Here is a 24264-nt window from a genome sequence, read left to right as displayed (position 1 = left end):
CACCGAGTGGGAGGTCGGTTTGTCCGCGACCAGGATGCTGGTGCTCGGCGTGGTCAAGCTCGTCGGCGAGGCGCACGGCTACGTGGTGCGCCGCGAGCTGAAGTCGTGGGCGGCGGACCAGTGGGCGAACGTGCAGCCGGGCTCGATCTACCACGCGCTGAAGTCACTGGCCAGGGACGGCCTGCTGGAGCCGGTCGGCACCGAGTCCGGCGAGGGTCCCGCCCGCACCACCTACAAGATCACCGCGGCAGGTGAGCACGAGTTGCAGGACCTGCTGAACCACGCGCTGGCCGACGCGGCCGCGGGCAACGACGAGGTCTCCGCGGGCGTGGCGATGATCAACCTGGTCCCCCGCAAGCAGGCGATCGTGCTGCTGAAGAACCGGCTGGCCGGACTGGAGGGCCAGCTCGCACCGACGCGGCACGGCATCACCTCGATGCCGGAGATGGGCAAGCCCGCGCACGTCAGCGAGCTGTTCCGGCTGTGGCTCGTCCACCTCGAAGGCCAGGTCCGCTGGACTCGGGAGCTGATCGAACGCCTGGAGGCCGGCGAGTACGCGCTCAAGGACTAGTCAAACTTGATTAGTCCCGTCTACCCTCTAGTCAAACTTGACTAGAGGGGATTCAGTCATGATCAAGGCACGCGGCCTCGCGCGCCGGTTCACGACGAAGCTCGGTCCCGTGGATGCGGTCCGCGGGGTCGACATCGACGTGGCCGAAGGGGAGCTCGTCGGGTTTCTCGGCCCGAACGGTGCCGGCAAGTCCACGACGTTGCGCATGCTCACGACGCTGCTTCAGCCGACGGCGGGCGAGGCGATCGTCGCCGGGCACGACCTGCTGAGCGACCCCGCCGGCGTGCGCCGCAACATCGGCTACGTCGGGCAGAAGAACGGCGCGGGCGCCGACCAGCGGGTCGCAGACGAGCTCGCGCTCCAGGCCCGGTTCTACGGCCTCTCGAAGCACGAGGCGCGCAGGAAGGCCGGCGACCTGCTCGAACGGTTCGAGCTGCAGGGCATGGAGAAGCGGGCCGTCATCACGTTGTCCGGCGGGCAGCAGCGACGGCTCGACATCGCGATGGGCATGCTGCACGACCCGCGGCTGCTCTTCCTGGACGAGCCGTCGACCGCGCTCGACCCGCAGAGCCGCCGCAACCTGTGGGACCACATCAAGCAGCTCAAGGCCGACGGCACCACGGTCTTCCTGACCACGCACTACCTCGACGAGGCCGACTTCCTCAGCGACCGGCTGCTGGTGATCGACCACGGTTCGATCGTCGGCGAGGGCTCACCGGACGAGCTGAAGAACAGCGTCTCCGGTGATCTGGTCGTGCTCGGCACACCGCAGGCCGCCGTGGTCGCCACGAAGTTCCCCGACGCGGTCGTCGAGGACGAGAAGGTCAGCTTCCGGATCCCGAACGGCGACCGCTCGCTGCCAGGACTGCTGCGCGATCTCGACAACCTCGGTGTCGAGCTGCATTCCGTGCAGGTCCACCGGCCGACGCTCGACGACGTCTTCCTGACCATGACCGGCCGTTCCCTGAGGGAGGAAACCAATGCTGGACAGAACTATCTTGGGTGACACCTGGCTCGTCTTCTCCCGCGCGATGCTGCCGGTGCTGCGCAACCCCGTCGCCGTCGTGTTCGGGCTCGTGCAGCCGTTGCTCTACCTCGGCCTCTTCGGGCCGTTGCTCGGCGACACGGGCTGGCAGTGGTTCGTGCCCGGTCTGCTGGTGCAGATGGTGCTGTTCGGCACCGCCTACGCGGGCTTCTCGCTGATGCCCGAGGTGCGCACGGGCGTCATGGAACGGCTGCGGGTCACCCCGGTCAGCCGGGTCGCGCTGCTCGTCGGCAGGGTCGGCAAGGACGTGGTGCTGCTCGTGGTCCAGGGCCTTCTGATCATGCTCGCCGCGATGTTGTTCGGGTTCCGGGCGAGCGCCGGCGACATCCTGCTCGGCCTCGGACTGGTGGCGTTGCTCGGCATCGCCATCGGGTCGGCGTCGTACGCGCTCGCGTTGAAGACGAAGCTGGAGTACGTCTTCGCGTCCGTGTTGTCGTCGACCATCGTGCCGTTGATGCTGCTTTCCGGCGTGCTGCTGCCGATGTCCAACGGCCCGAAGTGGCTCTACTGGCTGTCGCGCGTCAACCCGCTGGCGCACGTCGTCGACGCCGAGCGGTCGATCTTCAACACGGGACCGGTGCTGCTCGGGCTGGTCTCGGCGGCGGTGCTGGTGCTGGCCGGCGTGTTCTACGGCGTCCGCACCTTCCACCGCGAGTCAGCCTGATGCACACGCGGGGAGCTTTCGTACTTTTCTGCCGCACGCGGGGACCCCGCGTCCTGAACGAGAGTACGAAAGCTCCCCGCGTACTTTCAGGTTGATTTGATCGCGGCGTCGTAGAGGACCTTCTTGCTGATCCCGGCCGCCTCCGCGACCTCGGCGGCGGCCGACTTCAGCCGTTCCCCGTCGGCGACGCGCTGCCTGACCTCGGCGACGAGCGCGTCGAGGTCGGGCTTCTCCCCGGCAGGCGCGGGACCGAGCACCACGGTGATCTCACCCCGTGCGCCCTCCACGGCCCACTCGGCGAGCTCCGCCAACGACCCGCGCACGACCTCTTCGTACTTCTTGGTCAGCTCGCGGCACACGGCGGCACGGCGATCGGGGCCGAGCACCTCGACGGCGTCCGCGAGCGTGTCCGCGAGCCGGTGAGGTGCCTCGAAGAAGACGACAGTGCGTTGTTCCGTGGCCAACGGTGCGAACCAACGCTTGCGCTCACCCGACTTGCGCGGCGGGAAGCCGTCGAACGCGAACCTGTCGCTGGGCAGGCCCGACACGGCGAGCGCGGTCGTCACGGCGGACGGCCCCGGCAGGCAGGTGACCTTGAGGTCCTCCTCGACGCACGCGGCGACGAGCCGGTAACCGGGATCCGACACGGACGGCATTCCGGCATCCGTCACGAGCAGCACCGTCTCGCCGCCGCGCAGCGACTCGAGCAGCCCCGGCAGGCGCGCCGTCTCGACCTGGTCGTAGAAGCTGATCACGCGTCCGGACGGCTTGACCTGCAGCGCGGCCGCGAGACTGTGCAACCGCCTGGTGTCCTCCGCGGCGATCACGTCGGCTGTCTCCAGCGCCTCGACCAGGCGTGCGGAAGCGTCGCGGATGTCCCCGAGAGGGGTGGCTGCCAGAACAAGACGGCCTGAACCGGATACAGGACTCACACGGTTCACCCTACGATCGGCGACGTGACAGTCCTCGTGCAGCCAGGAGAGGCGCCCGTCGTCGTCGAGGAACCGCGCACGGATCGTGCGGCAGCGCTCGACCCGCCGCCGTCCGGAGACCGCCTGCGCGGCTGGCTCGTCACGATCGTCGTGACGCTGATCGGCGCCTTCGTCAGGTTCTGGAACCTCGGGTATCCGACCGACAAGGGCACGCCGATCTTCGACGAGAAGCATTACGTGCCGCAGTCGGCGCAGGTGCTGCGCAACGGCGGCTACGAGGACAACCCCGGCTACGAGCTGATCGTCCACCCGCCGCTCGCCAAGCAGCTGATGGCGATCGGCCAGGACCTCTTCGGCTACGACGGCATCGGCTGGAGGTTCGCCTCCGCGCTCGCGGGTGCGATCACGATCCTGCTGATCGTCCGGATCGCCCGCCGCCTCACCCGCTCGGACCTGCTGGGCGCGCTGGCCGGTGTGCTGCTCATCGCGGACGGCGTCTCGCACGTCCAGTCGCGGATGGGCATGCTCGACATCTTCCTGGCGCTGTTCGTCGTCGCCGCGTTCGGCTGTCTGGTCGTGGACCGCGAACAGATCCGTGAACGACTAGCGGTGGCAGTGCGCGAGGGGTTCGTCAACAACTCGGCGTTCGGTCCGTGGCTGGGCTTCCGCTGGTGGCGCTTCGGTGCGGGCGTGTGCCTCGGTCTGGCGTGCGGCGTCAAGTGGTCGGGCATGTGGTACATCGCCGCGTTCGGCCTGCTGACGGTCGTCTGGAGCGCGCTGGCCCGTCGTGCCGCCGGGGTCGAGGAGCCGTGGCTCGGCGCGCTCGCGAAGGACGTGCTGCCCTCGATCGGCGGCCTCGTCGCGATCCCCGTGCTGGTGTACGTCACGACGTGGTTCCCGTGGATGGCCAGCGAGACCGGCATCGACCGGCACGTCGTCGGCGGCAAGGTCAAGGACGTCGCGTACATCCCCGACGTGCTGCAGGCGCTCTGGTACAACGCCAAGAACGTCTACAAGTTCCACGTCGAGCTGGTCACCTCGGCGACCAACCGGCACCCGTGGGAGTCGAAGCCGTGGACGTGGCCGATGGGCCTGCGTCCGATGCTCTACTACTACGACAACGGCGTGACGGGCTGTGGTGCGGCGTCGTGCCTCGGCGCGATCATGCTGATCGGCACCCCCGCGATGTGGTGGCTCGCGTTCCCGGTGATCGGCTGGGCCGTCTGGCGCTCGATCGGCCGGATGGACTGGCGCTACGCCGCCGTGCTCGTCGGGTACATGGCCGGTCTGCTGCCGTGGTTCCTCAACCTCGACCGGCAGATGTACTTCTTCTACGTCACGCCGATGGCGCCGTTCCTGGTGCTGCTGATCGTGCTGGCGCTGGGCGAGATCCTCGGCCGCCGCACCGCCGGTTCCGAACGCCGCGGCACGGGCCTGCTGGTCGTGTCGCTGTACGTCGGCATCGTGGTGGCGAACTTCGTGTGGCTGTGGCCGATCCTGAACGGAAACCCGATCACACCGGAGATGTGGCAGCAGCAGCTGTGGCTGCCTAGCTGGCGCTGATCTCCAGGGCTTTCTCCTTGGTCAGGTCGCCTTCGAGCCTCATGGTGACCTGACCGCGTTGCCAGATCAGGGTTTTCCCGGCGCCGTGCGGTTGCTCGTCGTGCCACTCGCCGTTGCGGTCGATGTAGAAGATCTGGTGCGGGTACGGGATCCAGACCTTGTCGCCGATCTGCTCGACGCCCTCGCCGTGGATCAGCTTGCCGATCGTCTCCTGGACGGTGCCGTCGAACTCGTCGAGCCGCAGGTCCCCGTAGTGCAGCGTCACGAACCGTCCTTCGTGGACGGTGATCTTGTCGGGGGCGCCGAGCCGCCGCGGCAGGTGGATCTCGAACGGCATCTGCTTCCTCGCCTCGCCGAGCGAGACTTCCTGGCTGGGCAACGGAGGCGCGACCGTCGGAGGCGGCTCCTCGCGGAACACGACACCCGCGAACTCCAGGAGGTTCTGGACGCCCGCGCGCACCGCCGGTGACACGGCGAAGGCGATCGCGAACGCCGTCACCGCCGCGACCAGCGCGGTGAGCCACCGGTTTCGCCTGCGCGGCGCGTTGATCCGGGTGAGGACGCTCGCGGTGAGGTCGGGAGGCTCGGGCACGTGGATCTGCTGGCCGAGGTCGCGGAGGGCGGCCTCGACGTCGTCACCGATCATGGGCCACCTCCTCCAGCATCGGTCGCAGCTTGGCGAGCGCGCGGGACAGCCGTGACTTCACGGTTCCCTTGGCGACGTTCAGGGTCTGCGCGGTCTCGGCCTCGCTGAGGTCCAGCAGGTAGCGGCAGGTGACAACCTGGCGGTCGTGCTCGGGAAGGCTCTGGACGGCCGTCAGCAGCTTGGCGCGGAAGTCGTCGACGAGCGTGCCGGGGTCGTCGTGGTCGACGGTCTCGGTCATCGCCCCGATCTTCAGTTCCATCAGGTTGCGGCGCCGTCTGCCGCGGTGGAGGTTCTTGGTCTCGTTGGCGACGATCTTCAGCAGCCACGGCTTGAAGTCGGCGTCCTGCCTGAAGGTGCCGAGCTTGCGGTACGCCTTCACGAACGCCTCCTGCACCACGTCGCCGGCGTCCGCACCCGCCCCGAGCAGGTAGGCCGTCCGGTGCGCGAGCGCGGTGTACCGGGTGACCAGCTCGCCGTAAGCCGCCTGGTCACCTGCGATCGCCCGTGCCACCGCTTCGTCCGTGATGCCCTTCCTACACCGGGAACCCAGCTTTGGTTCCCGGCGTATTCGCGCCATGAGGATTCTCGCCTTGATATGCGCGTTTCTACTGATCAGCGCTCCCACCGCGCACGCGGGCGGCTGGGCTGTCACCTACCTCGACCCGGTGCCGTCGATCGAGCCGTCCGCCACCGGCACCGTCGGCTACTGGGTGCTGCAGCACGGCACCCACCCGTTCACCGGAGGAGATCTCGGCAAGACCGGGCTGCGGTTCAGGTCGGGGACGGACGAGCGGGTGTTCACCGGGGTGCCGCTGGGGCAGCCCGCGCACTACGCCGTGACGTTCAGCCTGCCCGCTGGGTCGTACGAGGTGTTCGGCGTACAGGGGATGTTCGCCGACCACCCGCTCGCGACGCTGACCGTGCCCGGCACGTTCCAGATCAAGCCGGTGGACTCGCAGATGGTCCAGGGAACGATGGACTGGAAGTGGTCGGACATAGCGCCGCCGCTCAAGAAACCCGAGGTCGCGCCCGCTGCCGCGGTGGTGCCCTCCGAGCCCGAACCCGGACCGGCGCCGGTGTGGCTCGTCGGTCTCGTGGTGCTGACCGCCGCAGGGCTGTTCGTGGTGCTGCGCAAGCGGTTGCGGCCGTCCGCACGTAGGTGAGTGGTGAGGCGATCGGCGGAAACCGCCTCACCACCCCTCGCAGGGCATCGCCTCCGATGCCGAGGCTTTCCGGGTGACCACGGCTTAGGTCGTTGAACGGTGAATCACCGTTACGCCCCGTACCGAACGTTCACCCGGATCGCCTACATCGGCATGTGCTTCGTGGGAGGCGGGGTCGGCTTGCTGATGATCTTCGTGACCGGGCCTTCCTTGCTCATCCCGGCCTGGTCGAGGAACTGCGACAGCTGACCCCGCACCTGCGCCAGCGTCGGACGGCGGCCCGGCTCCGGGTCCATCGCCGCGAGCAGGAGCCGCGCGTGGGCGCTGTTCTGCGGCAGCTTGGTGATCGGTTCGCCCTGGGCGGCGGCCATCAGGGAGGAGATCGGGTTGTCGCGGGAGCCGCGCGGCGGGTGGCCCGTCAGCGCGTAGGACACGGTCGCGGCCAGCTGCCAGGAGTCCGACGCCGGGGAGGCCGTCTCACCGCGGGCGGTCTCCGGGGCGAGGAAGTCGGGAGTGCCGACCATCATGCCGGTGGCCGTGAGGGTGCTGTCGCCCTTGGAACGGGCGATGCCGAAGTCGATCAGGTGGGCGGTGCCCTGGTTGTCCACGATCACGTTGGACGGCTTCACGTCGCGGTGCAGGACGCCCCGGTCGTGGGCCGCCGCCAGCGCGTCGGCCATGTTGAGCCACAGGCGGGCGGCGAGCTTGTCGTCGATCAGGCCGTTCTTCAGCACCGTCTCGGACAGCGAGGCGCCCTCGATGTACTCCATGACCAGGGCCAGGCCGTCCGGGTCCTGGACGATGTCGAACACCCGCACGCAGTTGGGGTGCCTGACCGCGGCCAGCGCACGGGCCTCGCGGAGCATGCGCTGCTCGGTCTCGTTGTCCGGCGCGTGCGCGAGCTTCACCGCGACCGTGCGGTCGAGCTGCTCGTCGACGGCCAGCCAGACGGTGCCGAACCCGCCGGCGCCGAGCTGACGGACGCGGCGGAACCGGCCGTTGCCGGGGTTCCAGACCTTGCCCGACTTCTGCACCGGCGCGGGCGCGTCGGCGTTCGCGGCACCCGGCCCGAACGGCAGCGGACCGGGTGTGTCGGCGAGCGCCGCCGGCTGCGAGGGCTGCGGCGACTGTGGGGACTGCACCTCGGCGACCCGCGTCGGCGGGTACTGCCTCGGCGGAGGCGGCGGCTGGTTCACCGGGCGCATCGGCCGGTTCATCGGCGCGGGCTGGTACGGCGGCACCTGCGCCGGCTGGTAGGGCGGCGGCTGGTGCTGGGAGGCGTTGATCGGCTTGGTCGGCGCCTTCTTCTGCGGCTGGTGCTGCTGGTTCTGGGGCAGCTGGGGCTGCGGCGTGCGAGCCACCGGCTGCGGTGGCGGGTTCTGCGAGTTCCGGTCCTGAGACCGGTCGCGGCCGGGGCGGTTCAACATGGCGGTAGTCAACCCGAAAATCCGCACGACGATTGAGCCGATTACCGCAATGGGCAGAAACCCGAGGAGCACATGGCCCACAAGGGTCACCGGCTGTGCCGACGTCGCTGCGAGCAGCACCAGGAACGGCGGCCAGAACACGCGCCGCGGCCAGCTGGGCCCGAGCCGGAAGGCCGACCCCGCCTGCAGCATCACGAAGAGCAGGCACAGCAGCGCCAGCACCACGGTGATGCACGCCGCGACCAGGAAGACGGGCTGCTCGGTCGGCTGCCGGATCACCCCGAGGATCGACGGCGTCCCGTCCACCAGGTACTCGCCCTGCTGCAACTGGCCGAAGCACGTCGACCCGTCGAGCGACCCGGAACCGGGGATCGACCGGTTCTGCAGCCCCTGCACGGTCCCGCGCATGATCAGCCACGGCAGCACCAGACAGCTGGCGACACCGAGCCCGGCGAAGATGGCACCCGTCACCGAACCGTAGGAGTTGCCGACGATCCGGCGCACGACGATGGACAGCAGCGCCCCGATCGTGGGGAACAGCCCGAGCACCGCGCCGAGCGCTGTGGTGGTCCACACCCAGTCACCGGGGCAGACACTGGCGCCCACGAAGCCGTGCAGCCACGTGAGCAAGGACTCCGCGAGCCCCACGACCCACACCACCCCTTCCGCGATCACCCCCAGCCTAGGCGCCCTCTCAGCCTACGGTGCGTGATTGGTCTGCGGTTGACGCCACAGCAACCCTTTCGCCGGTCAGCGCGTTCTACCTCTTACAACGTGCCTGGGTGCGATCCCGTTGACCCCAGTCGCCGCGGCTGCCGTATTCGTTATCGAGCTGGACCGCGGTCACCCGATCTGACGCTGCCAGCGCGTGTACCGCGCGGCGATCGCGGCCGTGGTGAGCACGATCTCCTCGTGCGGCAGCGCCATGAAGTCCTCCGCGCGGGAGCGCTTCGGCTGCGGTTTCGGCTGCGGAGCGGGAGGGCTGGGCGGCGGTGGCACCGCTGCCTGTTCGGGCAGCTGGGACCGGACGTGCCACAGCTCCTCCGCCGCTCTGTCGACGGCGGCCACCGCGAGGCGTTCCTCCTCGGCCAGCTGCCCGTGGAGCCGTTCGACCTGGTCCGGGTCACCGAACTGCACCAGGCGGGCGACCTCGGCGTGGGTGTGCAGGTAGGTCTCCACGGCGTCGGAGGCGGCATCGAACGCGTCGGACACGTCGAGCCAGCGCATCCGGGCGCGGTGCCGGTACTCGTCGAACGACGTGCTCGCGGCTCCCGTCCACGAGGGCGGGGTCGCCCTGGCGTAGGCGACACCGACGGACGCGCTCTCGTCGCGCATCCGCTTCAGCCACTCCTGGACGCTCCGGAGGGAGTGGAAGTCACTGGAGAGGCTCACGCCGGGAAGATGTCCGCCTGTTCGTAGTGCCGTGTGGTGTCGGCGAGCCGGGCCGCGGTCTCGTCCACGTCGCGCACCAGCACACCGGTCGCGTGATCAGCCGCGGCGCGGAACCGCGCGAGAGCTGCGAACAGCGCGCCGCGGGAGCTGTCGGGACGCCCGTCCGGGTGGCGGGCGAGTTCGACGACGTCCTCGGCGGCGCGCAGCAGCGGCCGGGCCAGCACCCGGAGCTCGTCGGTGTCGACAGCGAACCCGTTCACGGCACCCCCTGCCCGAAAGTTTGGTGAAGAACGATACAACAGGGTCAGCAGGTGAGTTCACGGATTTCGCGAGCCGACACGAACACCATCTCGTCGAGTGGCGCGCCCGCGTCGACCACGACCCCGACGCCGAGCGGCGCGACGAACGGCAGCAGCTCGGCGCACTCGACCTCGAGCCAGCGGTCCTCCCAGTTCAGGCCCTTGAGCGCGCGATAGGCCACCAGCCGATCGAGGCCGGTGAAGACGAGCACGGACCGCTCGTGCCCGTCGACCGCGGTGGCCATCAGCCCAGGCCGGCCGGGATCCGGCAGGTACACGGTGGTCGTGAGCAGCTCGTCGACGAGCCCGGGATCGCCCGCCCGCGCCAGCTCCCGCAGGCGCGGCTCCCCCACCGCGGGCTTGGGGTACCTCGGCTGCCCGAGCAGCTGGTGCTCGAGGTCCACAGCGGACGCGCGAACAGCGGGATCGACCACGAAGTGGGGCACGCAGTGCAGCGACGGCGGGATGTCGTCGAGGGTGGCGCCCGGCAGCACGACGACGATCACCTTGCGCTGGAACAGTTCCGGCTCCCGCATGAGCAGCCCGCGCAGGTGCTTGAGCTCGTACTCGGCACCGCGGCTCAGCGGGTTGCGCCCGCTGAAGGCGAGCTTCCAGCCGGACGACACCGCCACCACGATCCGGTCGGCGTCCTCCATGCGCTGCAGGCAGAACGTCGACCAGTCAACGGGTTCGTGCTGGTGGTAGAGGTCGATGTCGGCGTCCGCGCCGAGGTGGTGCAGCAGCTCGGCGAACCGGTGCACGGTGGCCCGCCACTCCTGCGTGCGCACACCGTCCCAGCCGGGACTGGTGTGCGCCCAGACCACGAAGACCTCGGGACGCATCGGCACATCATGGCAGCCGGGAATCTCAGCCGTCGTAGATTTCGTGATCCGCCCGCGCCCGTGAACCGCCCTCCCCTGCCGACCCGCTCGATGACTTCACCGCCGGATCCGGGTCCGCCGGCAGGGCACCGAGGCCCGCCACGTGGTCGACGGTCCACAGGTGCCGCGCGGACGGGTTCTCCTCCGTGAAGGAGTCACCGAAGCCGTAGGTGGCGACGCGGGCGTCCTGGGCGCCGAACATCTCCACGGTGATCTGCGAGCCGAGCAGGCCCTTCTCGCCGGGCGCGCAGGCCAGTTCGAGTCGGACGCGGATCCACTGTGGAGCGGCGGCGGGGTCTGGTTCCAGTGCGAACGAGACCACGGTGCAGGAGGAGCCGTGCGCGCGGGCCACGAAGGCGGCGCGGAAGACGAGCTCACCGGCCGTGCAGCCGGTGAGAACGCGCACTTCGACAGCTGTCTCGGTTGAGGTGACTACGGGGCGGGCGGCCGCGCACCTCGCGACGGAGGCCTCGGTCGACGCCGTTGCTCCGCCAGAGGTGACGGCCACGAGTAATAACGCGGCGGTCACTGATCTCATGCGAGAAAGCTATTTGTGGCAACCGCGTTCCTCACCCAACTTCACCCCACGGATGGGTGAGCGGCGGCCTCAGTGATCTCCGTGATCGTGGTCGTGCTTGGGCGCGAACGGTTGGTAGATGTAGAACATCGTGACGGGCTCGTCACCGGCGACGGTCTCGTGGTCCACACCCGGCGGTACGAACGCGTACGAGCCCGCAGTCGCCTCGACACCGCCGATGCTGACGGTGCCGCCGATGACCCAGGTGTGCTGCGTCGCCGACGGGTGGTTGTGGCCGACGTCGCGCGCGCCCGGTGCCATCTGGATCAGGCCCACGATGGTGTCCCCGCCGGGAGACTTCCACAGCAGTTTGTTCTGCAGCCGTTCGTCGCCGTGCAACGGGAACGACTTCATCTGGGCCAGAGCATCCGGCGGGATGACGGTCACTCTGTCGGGCGAACCGGTCATGAGGGCGGCCTTTCGAACGGGTGGCGGGCGCCGATCATGTCAGGACATCACCGCGTTGACCACAACCGCCGACGCCGAGTCCTCACCCGACTTCGTCCAGGCCGGTGTTCCCTTCAGCCGAAGATGGTGGCCTGCTTGGAGGTTTGCCGGACCCCGTTGGGGCCGTTGAGGAAACGCTCGCCCCACGGCGTGAGGTCCGCGGGGTTGAACGACCGGACCAGGTCGAGGTACTCGACCCCGCCACCGTTGCCACTCCACGACCAACCGAGGTACCCGATGCCGCGAGCCTGCGACTGGGCCATGATCGTGTCCTCGTCCGGGTCGCCGTCGCTGTGCTTGTTCCCGAACTCGCCCACCACCAACGGCAGCCCCGCCGAGCGGAACGCGTCGAAGTACGCGTTGACCTTCGCCGCCGTGTTGTACACGCCGTACATGTGGACGGAGAACAGGGTGTTGTGCTGCGGGTCGGCGTTGAGCACCGACGCGGCGTTGTTGCGCATGATGTTCAGCCAGTCCTGGCCCCACATCGGCGCGTCCACCATCAGCAGGTGCTGCAACCCGGCCGCGCGCAACCGCTTGACCGCGTTCTTCGTCCAGCTCGTCCACGCCGGGCTCACCAGCAGGTTGCTGCCGAAGGGTTCGTTGCCCAGGTTGACCACGACGTAGTTCTCCTGGCCCTTGAGCACGTCGGCGAGGCCGATCCAGTAGCTCGCCGCGTCATCGAGGGTGGCGGCTCCGAGCTGATCACCCCATCCGGTGGTGTCGTGGGCCTCCAGCACGCAGATCAACCGGTTCCGCTTGCACAGCGCGATGACGTTCGCGACGTCGGCCGCCGAGCTCGGTCCCCACCGCTTGCCGGTGCCCAGCACCACGCGAACGGTGTTGGCACCGAAGGACTTGATGTCCGCGAACGCCTTGGTCTGGCCCTGGAACCAGACGTGCGGGTGGTTCACGCCCCGCATGACGAAGGCGCTCCCGTTCGCCTCGACGACCTTGGTGCCGCTGACCCTCAGGCCGGTGGCGGCCTCCGCGGGTTGCGTGCCGACCAGGATCGACGCCATCAACGCGAGCACGCTCGCGACACTCAGCCTTGTGGTCACAGCGGCAGATGCAACCGCACGCACGCGACCTTGACAAGAGCTGCACATCAACTGCAACACAGCCTGAAACCGTTGCAGCAGAAGGCATTCCGCCGAACGGTCCACTTCGGATCGAAACGGATCCGCCCATCCGAACCACGCCGACCGGCGGGATCGTCAACGGGTGTCTCCGCTCCGGGGCGCCGGAAACGACATGTCCTCGACCGCGAACCGCACCGACACCTCACCGGCCCGCTGCTCCATCCACGCGGTGAGGACGTCGGCCCGGCGGGTCGGTCGCCAGCCCTGCACGATGTTGAGCCGGCGTCCGCGCTGGCGCAGCAGTCTGGAGAAGAACTCCGTCAGCCGGGCGCCGTCGAACGGGTCGTGCGTGCAGAGGAACAGCACTGTGCCGCGAGCGGACACGGCGTACAACATGGCGTTGCCGTGACCATCGGTCGCCGAGCAGGCCGACGCGCCGTCCGAGTGCAGTTGCGGACCGGTCAGCCAGTGGAAGGGCGCGCTGTGCATCCACAGCGTTTCCCCGCTCACCGGCACGGCGTGCCCCGGATCCGCCTCACCGCCGCCAGGCCGGTTGGCGAGGACGGACTCGGGGAGCACGCCCCACCGGATGAGGTAGTTGCGCACGGTCGTGGCCGAGAGGGCGATCCGGAACCTGTTGTTGACCAGTTCCGCCAGTGCCTGGTTCGTCCACAGCCAGTAGCTCAGCCCGACCTCGTCCGGTCCGCAGGTCGTCACCGTCCTGATCGTCCACAGCTGCTGCGCGTACGACAGCGCGAGCTGCTCACCGCGCTGTCTGCCCCGCCGCCTGCTCCGCAACGCTTCTTCGCCCCTCGTGCGGTATTCGCGGTGCCAGACGCTGATCGTCTGCCGTGACACGCCGAGCATTCGCGCGACCTCCGCGCGGGAAAGGCCCGAATCGACCGCGGCGACGGCGCGCCGCCGCAGGGCTTCCAGCACATCCGGAGATACCTTGCGAGCGTCCTGGGGGTACATGCCGTCACCATCCGTTCGTGCGGGTCATTACCGCTCGCGCGGCTCAGGGAATGCCCACGGACACATGCACAATGGCTTCGTCGACATCGGATGTGCGAATTTTCAACGACATCTCCCAACGCCCGGATACGGGCAGGGAGAGCGCATCTGAGATGTAATGTCCCGGCAAACCGCTGTAACGCAACGTCACGACCAACGGCGCCGGTGACCGCTCGGGATGGCTCAGCGTCGCCCCCACCTCGGCGACGTCCCTCGGGCTCCCGCGCTCGTCCAGCACCGCCAGGTGCACCTCGTTGCCACCGGACGCGCCGGGCGCGACGACGACCGCGATCTTGCCTCGCCCGGCCGCGCCGCCGGTGTCGAAGTCCGCGATGACGGGCTCACCGGGCACGGGCTGCGCCACCTCGGCCTGCTGTTTCTCCGCAGCCAGTTCCGCCGCGGCGGAGCTGGTGCCGACCAGGACCGCCGTGAGCCCCAGCACGAGGCCCGCGATCGCCGCCTCGGCGGCGACGACCGCCCCGAACCGCCGCACCTGGTGATGGCCGGGCCCGCGCGCCGCCCGGCGGCGGTCGGAGGGCGAGACGACGGGGAAACCGTAGTGGTGCTGGACCCAGCGCCTGGCGAGTGCTCCCAGAACGAGCAGCACGGCCGCCACCGCGACCTTGCCCAGCAGCACCCGCCCGTAGGACGTGCCGACCAGGGCCGACGGGGTGCCCACGAGCCGCCACGACTGGAACACCCCGGTGGCGACCAGTACGAGGACCGACGCCAGTGCCACCTGGGAGAAGCGCGGCACCGCCACCCGCATCGCCAACGCGTCCGCGGACCTCACGACGGCACCGACCACGACGAGGCCGCCCAGCCACACGGCCATCGCGGTGAGATGGGCCGCGTCGGTCATCAGGGCCAGCCCGGCCAGGTCACCGGCTGCGCTGTGCGAGGCGGCACTCCAGGTGAGGGCGAGCACGCAGGTCGCCGCCAGCACCGCCACGCCCCGGCGCCGGCGTTGGAGATCGGTTGCCTCGCTGTCACCGGCGCGGCGCAGAAACCTCAGCAGGGCGACGCCCACGAGCCCGAGCAGCAGCAGGCGCGCAAGCATCGCGACGCCCAGCCGCGTGCTCGCCGTGTTCGCGACGAGCGACAGGTCGGCCGCGGCGGTGAGCGACCGGCCCGTGGCGTAGGGCCCGTACAGCAGCAGCACCAGCACCGTGGCCACCAACAGGCTCCACCACCCGCTCGACATCAGCAGGCGGACCCGGCGGCCGGCCACGGCGCCGGCCTGGCACCACACGACGAAGAACGCCGCTCCGGCCAGCAGCGCCAGCCCGGCGAAGGACAACCACCGCGCCAGCCCGTACGACAACGTCACGAACCGGTCGGCTTCGGTGTGCGCCTGGGCCGGCGCCGGCAGCGCCGCCGACGTCGACGGCTGTCCCACGCTGAACACGAAGGCACCGTGCACCGGATGGGTGTCAGCGGAGGTGACCTGCCAGTTCACCGTGTAGGTCCCGTCGGACAGCGCCCTCGGCACCGGGACCACGAGAACTTCCGGTCTGCCCCCGGCGTGTGCCGGTGCGGCCGTGGTGATCGTGTCACCGGCCGGCCCGAGCATCCGCACGGTAGCCAGCCCGAGCTCCACCGGCTCGCTGAAGGTCAGCGACACCTCGGTGGGCGACGAGCCGAGCACCGCCCAGCCGGCGGGACTGGTCGAGATGACGACGGCGTGCGCACTGGCAACGCCCTGAACTCCCAGCACCGGCAGCAACGCCAGGACGAACGCGATGCACACGCGCGCGAAGTTGTTCACCGCTCTTCCTCTCACCGGGATGACGTGGCAGGGCGCGAGGTCGACGGCCGGCGAAGAGCCGTCGACCTCGCTGGCTCTCAGACCCGCGCCGGCTCGTTCACGGCCGGTTCCTCCTGCGCGGCAACGCTGTCCGGTGCGAACGGCCGCCGCCGCGCGGTCACCGACACCCCGAGCGCGACCAGGCCGGCCAGCAGCCCGGCCCCGCCGAGCACACGGCCCAGCGTGTCGGTTCCCGCGGCGGGAGTGGCGGGTGCGGCGACCGGCGGTGCGGCCACCGACAACGTCGGAGCCGGGTGCTCAGGCCGGGGTCCGCCGTCGGTCTGGACGTCGATCCACCTGACCACCTCACCGCTCGAGTAGGTCTGCAACGCCTTGAACACCAGCTTGGTTTTCGCCGCCGGCAACCTTCCCATCGAGACGCCGAACTCCTGGAACTGTCCGGGTTGGACGGTGCCGCCCTCCCAGACGATGCCCGTCACGACCTCACCGGAGGAGTCCTCGTCCGACTGGCCGGCCACGTCCGCCTTCTCCTTCCTGGTGGTCGCCGTCCAGCCGGGAACCGGTTGCACGGACACCGAAGCGAACCGATGGCCGGAGGGGAAGATCACCTCCAGCCGCGTCGTCGAGGCGTCCGCGCGCTCGTTCGGCACGCGGAACACCACCCTCGTGTAGCCGCCGGGTTCCGCGGTGCCCGGTGAGACGGTGACGTGCGCCGACGCGGTCGACGGGAACAGGATGACGAGGAACGCCGCCAGGACGACGAGCACGGTGCCGGGCCGGGACATCGTTTTTCCTTCCGCAGTGGGGAATTCAGCGCTGTCGCAGATGGTCGCCACGGTCAGCCGCCCAGGGGCAGGGGCAGGCCGACCGCGGGCGGGTCGACGTTGAAGATGGACACGAGCCCAGCCATCCCGGTGTGGGTCTCGGCGTGGGAGAAGATGTGGCAGTGGATCATCCACTTGCCGACCCTCGTCGGCGTCCAGACGATGTCGTAGGTCTGCCCGACACCGACGAGCACGGTGTCCATCTGCTGCGGCAGCGGTAGTCGTCTACCGTCCTGCGCGACCAGTTCGAAGTAACCGCCGTGCAGGTGGATGGGGTGGATCATCTCCGGGCCCGACCCGATCAGCCGGATGCGCACCCGCTCACCCACCCGTGCCCGCAACGGCGCGGTGGCGGGAAAGCTCTTGCCGTTGAACACGAAACCCAGCGGGCCGTCCCCGATGATCAGCCGGTAGTCGCGGGCGGCGGCGATGTCACCGAGCCTGGGCACCACCTCCAGGGAGCCGTAGAGCCCCTTGCCCTCCTGGTCGCCGTGCATGTGCGAGTGGTACCAATGGGTTCCGGTGCTGATCGCCTTCCACTCGTAGGTGAAGCTCTGTCCAGGCTCGATCTCTGGCTGGGTGAGACCGGGCACGCCGTCCTGGTCGTTGGGCAGGTCCATGCCGTGCCAGTGCAGCGAGGTGCTCTCCGGCAGGTCGTTCTGGACGATGAAGCGCACCGTGTCGCCTTCGTTGACCCGGATGACCGGACCGGGCACGGTTCCGTTGTAGGCGAAGGCCTGCCGGACGTTGCCGGGCGAGACCTCCCACGCCAGGGGCGCCGCACGCAGGCGGAACACCTTGACGCCGCCCACCACCTCGTACTGGGCCAGGTGGGTCCCGTCACCGAGGTCGTCGCCCGCCGCGGCCGGCAGCACCGAGTCCACAGTGGACTCTCTCAGGACGCTCGACGCCGTCACGCCCGCCAGCGCGATCAGGACGGACAGCAGAACCGTCAGCACCGGCAGAAATTTGCGCTGTCTAACCAACTCTGTGAACATGAGTCGCCTCCCGCAGGGAAGCCGCGGGCCGGGAAGCCGTTCCTCGAACGGCTTCCCGTCTCGCGGTGGGTGGTGTCAGCAATCAGTGCCGTAGGTGAGCGGGTGCCGCTGACGACAGGTCAGCTGGTCGTTCACCGAATTGCTGGGCACCCTCTGCGCCCAGCCGTTGTAGACCAGCGGCACGGCGAGCACGCCCATACCGCCCATTCCCATGTGGTCGACGACCTGGTCGTCCGACGCGGTGGTCGACGCCGCGTCGAGCACCATCTTTCCGACAACGGCGGCATCGGACGGACTGCCGTCGCCGTTCGGGTCGATGTCGACGATCGCGAGCGTGTTGGCGAACTTGCTGGAGACGTAGGCGTAGTAGCCGCCGCCCTTCTTCGCCCCGTAGTTGATGCCGTGGCAACCGGAGTCGCAGGGCAACCACTTCACGATCTCGTCGGTCTTCGGGTCGATGACGGTGATGTTCGACGTCAACGTGTTGGCCACCAGCAGCGCGTTGCCGTCCGGGCTCACCGGCAGCTGGATCGGCAGGCCGCCGAACGAGCCGCGTTCACCGGCCACCGGGTCGTAGTTGTGCCACAGGTCGATCTGCTTGTTGTGTACGGTGGCACCACCGTCCTTGCACGCGTCGGCCTTGAGCGAGATGCAGGACACCGTCCCGCCCATGAAGTTGGCCTCGTACGCCTTCGCGCCGTCGGGCGTGATGCCCGTGGCGATCGGCAGTTCACCGGTCGCCTCCTTGCGGATGTTGCCGGTCGCGATGTCCACGACAGTCGAGTCGTAGGTGTTGACGTTCGGCGTGACCATGGTCGTGCCGTCACCGGTCATCCAGTGGGCGTGCGGGTGCGCGACCTTCTCACCCGGTCCCTGCACCGGGATGCGCCGGTCGATCTTCGTGGCGCCCGGCGAGAGCTCGACCACCGACGCGCCACCGTTGATCGCGACGTGCAGCTGGTCGGTGTCCGTCCTCGTCATGACGTGCGACGGATCAGGCCCGACCTCGATCTGCCGGACGAACCTGCCGGTCGCCCGCTCGAAGACGTCGAGCTTGTTGCCGAACCACTCGGTTTGGTAGATGTACCGCTCGTCCTTGTCGGTCCACATGTTGTGCGGGTTGTTCATGTTGACCTCGGGCAGCGCCACCTTGCGGTCGACCTTCCAGGTGGAGACGTCGACCTTCGTCGCGGTGCCGGACTTGGTCTTGCCCGCCGTCTTCTCGAGCTCGGTGTCGATCCACACCTCGCCCACGCCGGGGGTTCCCGGCCGCTGGTTGAGCGCAGGCAGGGTCTTCGGCAGGCCGAACTTGTTCTTGAAGTAGGCGTCCAGCAACGGGACGAGCTGCGGCGACCCGTTCGAGTCGTACATCAGGATCGGCGCGGGCGGGAACGTCGGGTTCCACGTCCGTTGCTCGGTGTTGCTGAACTTCTGCCAGTTGTTCGGCGCGGTGATGTTGAAGAACTTGAGCACCAGCTGCGAGATGATGTCCGCGTCGGACGGGACGTTCAGCGCCCGGCTGTTGATCTTGAGCTTCTTGCCGAAGTCGAGACCGGGCGTGAGCGGGTCGTCCACGACGACAGCGCCGAGCATGTACGGGTGGATCTTGCAGACGAACGCGTAGAGGCCGGGTTCGGTCAGCTGCGCGGTCGTGCTGCCGACGAAGGCGCCCGGCTGGTCGAACGGGAAGCCTTGCGCCCCTTCCGGCCAGATCAGGTTCGTGATGGTGTGCGCCGACTGCGCGTTCGGGTTCGAGATGTCGAAGTTCACCGTCACGGGCAGGCTGATCGTGGCGGTCTGCACGTACTTCTGGATGTCGGCCAGCACCTTCATCAGCTCCACGCCGACCGGCAGGTCGGTCAGCGCGGTCTTCGTGTTGGCCGGGCGGGCCGCCATCTGCTGGGACAGCTGCGTGATCAGGGTGTTCGCCTTGATCGTCCGCAGGTCGAGCGGCGGCATGACCTTGCCGATCGCCGTGCGCAGCTTGTCCAGCCCGAGCAGCTTCTCCGGATCCACGCCGAGGCTCTGGATCAGCGGCGTGCCGGTGAAGGGCAGCTGCGTCAACCGCGCCAGATCACCGTTGAGCAGGTTGCTCGCGTCCGAACCGAGCAGAGCGCCGTTGCCCAGCAGCGGAACACCGTTCAGCGGCAGGCCGGGAATGAGCCCGCCGGTCTTCACCCGCGGCAGTTCGGCCACGGCGAGTGACTTCGTGCCGAACAGGTTCAGGTTCGTGTCGTACCAGGACCCCTGGTTGTCGGTGAGGTGGAACGACACCGGCAGAGGTCCGCCACCGATCGGAAGCCCACCCGAACCAGTGGTCGTCGTCGGGGCGGGCGTGTTGGAACTCGTGGTACTCGTCGTCGTCGGCGCCGTTGTGGTCGTGGGCGCTGTGGTGGTGGTTGTCGGCCCCGTTGTGGTCGTGGGCGTAGTTCCACCGACCACGATCGACCCGAGCATGTCCGGGTGGAAACGGCAGTGGTAGTTGACGGTGCCGGCGGAGGTGAAGGTGAACGAGTAGGACTCGCCGGGGTTCACGTCCGAGGACAGCGGACCGCCGGTCACGCTGTGAACGACACCGTTGGTCTCGTTGTTGGTCCACCTGACGGTGTCACCGACGTTCACGTTCAAATTCGCCGGGTTGTACTGCAGGTTCTGCATGGACACCGAGACCGTGGCCGCGGTGGCCGCCGGCGTGTTCAGCCCGATCGCGGTCAGGGCGACCACCAACGCGGAGCCGAACGCGAGTGCTCTTGCCCCGCGCGGTCGCCTCCCTGACGAGAACATGCGTGATAGGTGTGGAGAGCGCATCGATTTCCCTTCTGACACCTGTTGCGGCACATCGGAAAACTCCACGCATGACAAACAAACCCAGCTGAGGGTTTCGTTTCTCCGCATTAGCGTCCAGCAGCGCCGCCGCCACGTGAAGACACCTAAATAGTCGTGCGGCCAATGTCCGAGGAATTACCCGAACGTTAACGGTCTGTCAACTGGGTCGCACTCGCAGCCCTGCGGCGATGTGACAAAGACCTAACGAGATATTCCGTGCCACCCAATGCACGACATCACGCCTACCGCCCACCGATGCGCATATGCACAGGTCAGAGCAGCATCGAACGGGCCCGTCAACTGCACACCAAGTGACAGGTGTTTGCTTTTCAAAGTTGACACCCGACGGTTTCGAAGGCCATTCGAGAGTGCAGGTCAGGAAACTTATTCCCCGAATGGACCTGGCCAAAACATCCGCATGGCTGCCACCATGTCCGGACGTAACGACGCCCCACCAGCAATACCCGAATCCCCCAACAAGAGAGAGTGGTGGGATATGCCGTCCGCCATCAGCACCCGCAAAGCCGATCCGCTGAAGCCTCCCGCCACCGGCCGAGGCCACCGGCGCGCCTGGCGGTCCGCGACGGCCGGCCTCGCCGTGGTCGTGATCGTCGCGGCGGCGGCTTGGGGCATCACCGCCGGGGACCCCGCGCCCGTTCCGACCACCCACACCGTGGTCTACGAGGTCACCGGCCCTGGAGGCAGGGCACCCGAGATCAGGTTCGCCGTCGAAGGGACGAACACCGTCGAGAAGGCCGAAGCCGTCAGCCTGCCGTGGCGCAAGGAACTCACCATCCCCGCAGGACCGGGTCTCGCCGTGGCACAGGTGATGGCGACCAACGGCCAAGGCGAGTCGATCACGTGCACCATCACCGTCGACGGCCACGTCGTCGCCAACAACACGGCCAAGGGCGAGTACACGACGGTGTCGTGCTCGAACATGATCGCCCCGCAGGCGCGGGGGTGACATCGTCCGATGTGGACGGAAGACCCGTGCCGAACTTTGCTGCTGTGCCGGGGAAAGAGGCCACACTCCGAAGTGGATGACCTGGGCCCGCCACTCGCCATCCATTGTGTGGACCTGAAGCCACAGCATGAGAACCCTCGGGAGGACGGCGACGCCCAAGGCCAGCCGACCGGTGTCCGGGGCGGAGCCCCGGCTGGGTTCTGGGGGCTCGACCCCCGGAAAACACCAGCGCAACAAGAAAGGCGAGCGCTCTGTGCGAGCACTCGCCTTCCACTTGTGGAGCTGAGGGGAATCGAACCCCTGACCTTCTCGATGCGAACGAGACGCGCTACCAACTGTGCTACAGCCCCTTGCGGTGTTACGTGAAGAACTATAGCAGGGGTTGGAGGGGTGTTTTCACCACCCCCCTCTATGCCCCGACAGCACCTCGGTACCGCAGTGACTCCAGTCCCTCCAACTCGACGAACACCGGATCTTCGTCGTCGGAGTCGACCGGGATCGTACCCGGAAGCACGTGGTGCTCATAGCGCGGCAACGGCGGCAGCGCCGGCCTCTCCTCGGCGGCGACGACCTCGACCTGGGTGGTCTCGACCTCCTCGACGGCCGGGGCGTCGGCCGGCGCGGGGATCTCGGCGACCTGCTGCGGCTGCGGAGCCGTCGCACGGCGGCGGCGCACCTGCTGCAGGCGCGCGAGCCGGCGGGCGCGGACCTCCTCCTCGATCCGCACCTGGCGGCGCAGGTAGGTCAGGTAGCCCACGAGCAGGAGGTCGACTCCGGCGTGGCCGTACCAGAGCGGCTGGTAGAACACACCGGCCACGACACCCGTCGCGACGGCGGCGACCAGTAGGAACGCCACGACTCTGCGCCGGAACGCGTATTTGGCCTGTGCCACGAGAGCCGCGGTTTCCGGGTCGTAGCCACCGCGGCCGCGCCGGAACGGGCGTTCGACGTACTCCTCCTCGTCGAAGTAGTCGTCGTCGATGTCGTGGATGTCGTCGTACTCGGCGTCTGGCATGGCGTCGTACTCCTCCCCCACGCTGCGCGCAATCTCCTGGCGCTTACGGGCCATCATGGGGACGAGGACGACCAGCCACGCCACTACCAGCGCAACGATGATCAGCGAACTCGGCATTCCCCGTTCACCTCCCCCGGCCCAACGCGTGGTGCTGTCACCACGCTAGTCACAACAGTCACACCAGTGTCGGAGGCTCGCCGAGCGCGGTGCGTACCAAAGTGTGGTGTATCACCCACTTTTGGGTGAAGCGATTACGACAAACGGAAGCGAGCGTCAGGGAAGACGGGCCTCTCCGCGTGCGACCAAACGGCGCACTAGGCCATCGGGGATCTCTTCGACCGTGAGCGCGAAGCAGAGGTGGTCGCGCCACTGGCCGGCAACATCCAGATAACGCTTGAAGAGGCCTTCCTCGCGATAACCGGATTTCGTGAGCACACGGATCGAGGCTGCGTTCTCCGGCCGGACCGTCGCTTCGAGCCTGTGCAGACCAGCCTCGCGGAAGGCGTGATCCGTGAGCAACGCCACGGCGGCCGTTGCGACGCCGCCGCCCGCCCGATCAGCGGCCACCCAGTAGCCGATCCAGGCCGACAGCAGCGATCCGCGCACGATGTTGCCGACGGTGATCTGACCGGCGACCTCACCGTCCACGAGGATCATGAACGGCAGCGTCGTGCCTCGCCGGGCCATCGCGCGTAAAGACGACCACTGGGCGGGCCAGGAAAGCGTCGCGTTCCGCTCGTCCCAGCCCTCGGGCGCGGTGGGTTCCCACTTCTCCAGGTAGTCGCGGTCGCGGATCCGCAGCCGCGACCACTTGCCGCCGTCGAAGAGCCGGGGCCCGCGCAGGACGACAGTTCCCGCACGCACCTCGATCGGCCCCAGCCGGACCGGCCAGCCGGGGTGTCTACCGAGATCGGCGAAAACGCTCATCCACGTTGCGCTAGGAAGCTGACCAGGACCTCTTGGCCGACCGAGACCTCCGTGACGTCCTCCTCGACCATGATCAGGCAGTTGGCCTCTGCCAGCGACGCGAGCAGGTGTGCCCCCGACGTGCCGAGCGGCTGCACCAGGTACTCGCCGTTGTCCGCGTCGCGCAGCAACTGGCCGCGCAGGAAGCCGCGGCGGCCCTTCGTCGACTGGAGCGGCGACAGCAGGCGAGCGCTGACCGCGCGGCGGTACGGGTTCTTCTTGCCCAGCGCGGCCCTGATCAGCGGCCTGACCAGCACCTCGAACACCACGAGCGCGCTCATCGGGTTCGCCGGCAGCAGGAACGTCGGCACGGCGTCCGGCCCGAGCCGGCCGAAGCCCTGCGCGGAACCGGGGTGCATCGCGATGCGCGTGACGTCCATGTCGCCGAGCTCCGCCAGCGCCGCCCTGACCTCGTCGCCGATGGTGCCGCCCACGCCACCGGCGATGACGACGATCTCGGAGAGCAGCAACCGGCCCTCGACGACCTCGCGCAGCCTGCGCGGGTCGGCGGACATGATGCCGACCCGGCTGACCTCGGCCCCGGCGTCGCGTGCGGCGGCGGCCAGCGCGTACGAGTTCACGTCGTAGACCTGGCCCTGACCGGGCGTGCGGTCGACGTCGACGAGCTCCTCGCCGAGCGAGATCACCGACACCCGCGGGCGCGGGTGGACGAGCACCTTGTTGCGTCCGACAGCGGCCAGCAAGCCCACCTGAGCAGCACCGATGGACGCGCCGCGGCGCACGGCCACGTCACCCGTCTGCACGTCCTCGCCGGTGCGGCGGACGAACCCGGCGGACGGCACGCTGCGGTTGACCGTCACCTTGGCGTGGTGGCCGTCGGTGTAGCCGAGCGGCACGACCGCGTCGGCGAGCGTCGGCAACGGCGCACCCGTCGCGACCCGCACCGCCTGACCCGGCTGCAGCCGCCGCGGCTGCCGTGAGCCGGCCGGGATCTCGCCCACGACCGGCAGCTGCACGGGGTTCGCGTTCGCGCCGGACACGTCGACGCTGCGCACCGCGTACCCGTCCACCGCTGCCTGGTCGAAGCCGGGCAACGCGCGTTCCGCCACGACCTCCTCGGCGCAGAGCAGGCCCTGCGACTCCGAGATCGCCACCCGCACGGGTGCGGGCCGCACCGCGGCCGCGATCACCCGAGCGAGTTGCTCGTCCACTGACCTCATATCGTCCGGTCCTCGC

The 24264-nt window shown here is 68.8% G+C and carries 24 protein-coding genes and 1 tRNA gene; 6 read left to right on the top strand and 19 right to left on the bottom strand.

What is annotated here, in order from left to right:
* The first annotated feature begins 19 nt into the window (after positions 1-19).
* From JOD27_RS10695 to JOD27_RS10685, 3 genes are read left to right on the top strand one after another with little or no spacing between them, the layout of a single operon-like run.
* Complete coding sequence (locus tag JOD27_RS10695; RefSeq protein WP_204761934.1) at positions 20-571, top strand: PadR family transcriptional regulator; 552 nt, start codon at positions 20-22, stop codon at positions 569-571.
* A gap of 58 nt (positions 572-629) precedes the next feature.
* Positions 630-1577, top strand: coding sequence for an ATP-binding cassette domain-containing protein (locus tag JOD27_RS10690; RefSeq protein WP_204761933.1), 948 nt, complete (start codon positions 630-632; stop codon positions 1575-1577).
* Positions 1552-2280: an ABC transporter permease gene (locus JOD27_RS10685; protein ID WP_239566686.1), complete on the top strand. Its 729-nt coding sequence runs from the start codon at positions 1552-1554 to the stop codon at positions 2278-2280. Before JOD27_RS10690 ends, JOD27_RS10685 begins: the two co-directional genes overlap by 26 nt.
* A gap of 86 nt (positions 2281-2366) precedes the next feature.
* On the opposite strand, the gene rsmI is transcribed toward JOD27_RS10685, so the two are convergent.
* Positions 2367-3212: a 16S rRNA (cytidine(1402)-2'-O)-methyltransferase gene (gene rsmI, locus JOD27_RS10680; RefSeq protein WP_204761932.1), complete on the bottom strand. Its 846-nt coding sequence runs from the start codon at positions 3210-3212 to the stop codon at positions 2367-2369.
* A 24-nt stretch (positions 3213-3236) separates the two neighbouring features.
* Between rsmI and JOD27_RS10675 the strand changes: the two genes are divergently transcribed.
* Positions 3237-4775 (top strand): dolichyl-phosphate-mannose--protein mannosyltransferase, encoded by a 1539-nt coding sequence (locus JOD27_RS10675; protein WP_307830056.1) that lies wholly within the window; start codon positions 3237-3239, stop codon positions 4773-4775.
* Here JOD27_RS10675 and JOD27_RS10670 read toward each other — a convergent pair.
* Entirely contained in the window at positions 4762-5421 is a 660-nt protein-coding gene (locus JOD27_RS10670) for a hypothetical protein (protein WP_204761931.1), read from the bottom strand. The genes JOD27_RS10675 and JOD27_RS10670 overlap by 14 nt on opposite strands.
* The gene (locus JOD27_RS10665; RefSeq protein WP_204761930.1) at positions 5411-5932 is read right to left on the bottom strand and encodes an RNA polymerase sigma factor; all 522 of its coding nucleotides are present in this window, start codon (positions 5930-5932) and stop codon (positions 5411-5413) included. Before JOD27_RS10665 ends, JOD27_RS10670 begins: the two co-directional genes overlap by 11 nt.
* Positions 5933-5996: 64 nt before the next feature.
* Here JOD27_RS10665 and JOD27_RS10660 point away from each other — a divergent pair, with 64 nt between their 5' ends.
* A complete protein-coding gene (locus JOD27_RS10660; RefSeq protein ID WP_204761929.1) occupies positions 5997-6584 on the top strand; it encodes a hypothetical protein in 588 nt (195 codons plus the stop codon).
* A gap of 143 nt (positions 6585-6727) precedes the next feature.
* Here the strand turns inward: JOD27_RS10660 and JOD27_RS10655 are convergent, their stop codons facing one another.
* The 12 genes from JOD27_RS10655 to JOD27_RS10600 form a co-directional block, all read right to left on the bottom strand.
* The gene (locus tag JOD27_RS10655) at positions 6728-8686 is read right to left on the bottom strand and encodes a serine/threonine-protein kinase (RefSeq protein WP_307830055.1); all 1959 of its coding nucleotides are present in this window, start codon (positions 8684-8686) and stop codon (positions 6728-6730) included.
* A 168-nt stretch (positions 8687-8854) separates the two neighbouring features.
* On the bottom strand, positions 8855-9403 hold the full coding sequence (locus JOD27_RS10650; protein ID WP_204761928.1) for a hypothetical protein: 549 nt from the start codon (positions 9401-9403) through the stop codon (positions 8855-8857).
* A complete protein-coding gene (locus JOD27_RS10645) occupies positions 9400-9663 on the bottom strand; it encodes a hypothetical protein (protein ID WP_204761927.1) in 264 nt (87 codons plus the stop codon). Before JOD27_RS10645 ends, JOD27_RS10650 begins: the two co-directional genes overlap by 4 nt.
* A 44-nt stretch (positions 9664-9707) precedes the next feature.
* Complete coding sequence (locus tag JOD27_RS10640) at positions 9708-10544, bottom strand: SEFIR domain-containing protein (RefSeq protein WP_204761926.1); 837 nt, start codon at positions 10542-10544, stop codon at positions 9708-9710.
* Positions 10545-10569: 25 nt separating this feature from the next.
* On the bottom strand, positions 10570-11121 hold the full coding sequence (locus JOD27_RS10635) for a hypothetical protein (RefSeq protein WP_204761925.1): 552 nt from the start codon (positions 11119-11121) through the stop codon (positions 10570-10572).
* Between the two features lie 69 nt (positions 11122-11190).
* Positions 11191-11547, bottom strand: coding sequence for a cupin domain-containing protein (locus JOD27_RS10630; RefSeq protein WP_204761924.1), 357 nt, complete (start codon positions 11545-11547; stop codon positions 11191-11193).
* Between the two features lie 134 nt (positions 11548-11681).
* A complete protein-coding gene (locus JOD27_RS10625) occupies positions 11682-12668 on the bottom strand; it encodes a glycoside hydrolase family 5 protein (protein ID WP_307830054.1) in 987 nt (328 codons plus the stop codon).
* Between the two features lie 156 nt (positions 12669-12824).
* Positions 12825-13664 (bottom strand): helix-turn-helix domain-containing protein, encoded by an 840-nt coding sequence (locus JOD27_RS10620; protein WP_204761922.1) that lies wholly within the window; start codon positions 13662-13664, stop codon positions 12825-12827.
* A gap of 43 nt (positions 13665-13707) precedes the next feature.
* Complete coding sequence (locus tag JOD27_RS10615; protein ID WP_204761921.1) at positions 13708-15471, bottom strand: copper resistance protein CopC; 1764 nt, start codon at positions 15469-15471, stop codon at positions 13708-13710.
* Between the two features lie 77 nt (positions 15472-15548).
* Positions 15549-16256 (bottom strand): YcnI family copper-binding membrane protein, encoded by a 708-nt coding sequence (locus tag JOD27_RS10610; RefSeq protein ID WP_204761920.1) that lies wholly within the window; start codon positions 16254-16256, stop codon positions 15549-15551.
* A gap of 53 nt (positions 16257-16309) precedes the next feature.
* Positions 16310-17254, bottom strand: a complete 945-nt coding sequence (locus JOD27_RS10605) for a multicopper oxidase family protein (protein ID WP_204761919.1) — start codon at positions 17252-17254, stop codon at positions 16310-16312.
* A gap of 114 nt (positions 17255-17368) precedes the next feature.
* On the bottom strand, positions 17369-20077 hold the full coding sequence (locus JOD27_RS10600) for a cupredoxin domain-containing protein (protein ID WP_239566684.1): 2709 nt from the start codon (positions 20075-20077) through the stop codon (positions 17369-17371).
* Between the two features lie 538 nt (positions 20078-20615).
* Here JOD27_RS10600 and JOD27_RS10595 point away from each other — a divergent pair.
* Complete coding sequence (locus JOD27_RS10595; RefSeq protein ID WP_204761918.1) at positions 20616-21086, top strand: MmpS family transport accessory protein; 471 nt, start codon at positions 20616-20618, stop codon at positions 21084-21086.
* Between the two features lie 277 nt (positions 21087-21363).
* Here JOD27_RS10595 and JOD27_RS10590 read toward each other — a convergent pair.
* From JOD27_RS10590 to glp, 4 genes are all read right to left on the bottom strand, one after another.
* Positions 21364-21436: transfer RNA gene (locus JOD27_RS10590), tRNA-Ala, on the bottom strand.
* 59 nt (positions 21437-21495) lie between these two features.
* On the bottom strand, positions 21496-22218 hold the full coding sequence (gene sepX / locus JOD27_RS10585) for a divisome protein SepX/GlpR (RefSeq protein ID WP_204761917.1): 723 nt from the start codon (positions 22216-22218) through the stop codon (positions 21496-21498).
* A gap of 156 nt (positions 22219-22374) precedes the next feature.
* Entirely contained in the window at positions 22375-23028 is a 654-nt protein-coding gene (locus JOD27_RS10580; protein WP_204761916.1) for a GNAT family N-acetyltransferase, read from the bottom strand.
* The gene (gene glp, locus JOD27_RS10575) at positions 23025-24248 is read right to left on the bottom strand and encodes a molybdotransferase-like divisome protein Glp (RefSeq protein ID WP_204761915.1); all 1224 of its coding nucleotides are present in this window, start codon (positions 24246-24248) and stop codon (positions 23025-23027) included. The genes JOD27_RS10580 and glp overlap by 4 nt, the downstream gene beginning before the upstream one ends.
* Positions 24249-24264 lie beyond the last annotated feature (16 nt).

Origin of the sequence: Lentzea nigeriaca, assembly GCF_016907955.1 — a bacterium.
Lineage (GTDB): Bacteria > Actinomycetota > Actinomycetes > Mycobacteriales > Pseudonocardiaceae > Lentzea > Lentzea nigeriaca.
This window is presented reverse-complemented; position numbering and strand designations above follow the sequence as displayed.

Excerpts from the sequence above, each read along its gene's own strand:
- JOD27_RS10690 (WP_204761933.1), top strand. The coding sequence starts at position 630 with ATGATCAAGGCACGCGGCCTCGCGCGCCGGTTCACGACGAAGCTCGGT.
- JOD27_RS10685 (WP_239566686.1), top strand. The coding sequence starts at position 1,552 with ATGCTGGACAGAACTATCTTGGGTGACACCTGGCTCGTCTTCTCCCGC.
- JOD27_RS10670 (WP_204761931.1), bottom strand. The coding sequence starts at position 5,421 with ATGATCGGTGACGACGTCGAGGCCGCCCTCCGCGACCTCGGCCAGCAG.
- JOD27_RS10660 (WP_204761929.1), top strand. The coding sequence starts at position 5,997 with ATGAGGATTCTCGCCTTGATATGCGCGTTTCTACTGATCAGCGCTCCC.
- JOD27_RS10640 (WP_204761926.1), bottom strand. The coding sequence starts at position 10,544 with ATGCGTCCCGAGGTCTTCGTGGTCTGGGCGCACACCAGTCCCGGCTGG.
- JOD27_RS10635 (WP_204761925.1), bottom strand. The coding sequence starts at position 11,121 with ATGAGATCAGTGACCGCCGCGTTATTACTCGTGGCCGTCACCTCTGGC.
- JOD27_RS10620 (WP_204761922.1), bottom strand. The coding sequence starts at position 13,664 with ATGTACCCCCAGGACGCTCGCAAGGTATCTCCGGATGTGCTGGAAGCC.
- JOD27_RS10610 (WP_204761920.1), bottom strand. The coding sequence starts at position 16,256 with ATGTCCCGGCCCGGCACCGTGCTCGTCGTCCTGGCGGCGTTCCTCGTC.
- JOD27_RS10600 (WP_239566684.1), bottom strand. The coding sequence starts at position 20,077 with ATGTTCTCGTCAGGGAGGCGACCGCGCGGGGCAAGAGCACTCGCGTTC.
- JOD27_RS10595 (WP_204761918.1), top strand. The coding sequence starts at position 20,616 with ATGCCGTCCGCCATCAGCACCCGCAAAGCCGATCCGCTGAAGCCTCCC.
- sepX (WP_204761917.1), bottom strand. The coding sequence starts at position 22,218 with ATGCCGAGTTCGCTGATCATCGTTGCGCTGGTAGTGGCGTGGCTGGTC.
- JOD27_RS10580 (WP_204761916.1), bottom strand. The coding sequence starts at position 23,028 with ATGAGCGTTTTCGCCGATCTCGGTAGACACCCCGGCTGGCCGGTCCGG.
- glp (WP_204761915.1), bottom strand. The coding sequence starts at position 24,248 with ATGAGGTCAGTGGACGAGCAACTCGCTCGGGTGATCGCGGCCGCGGTG.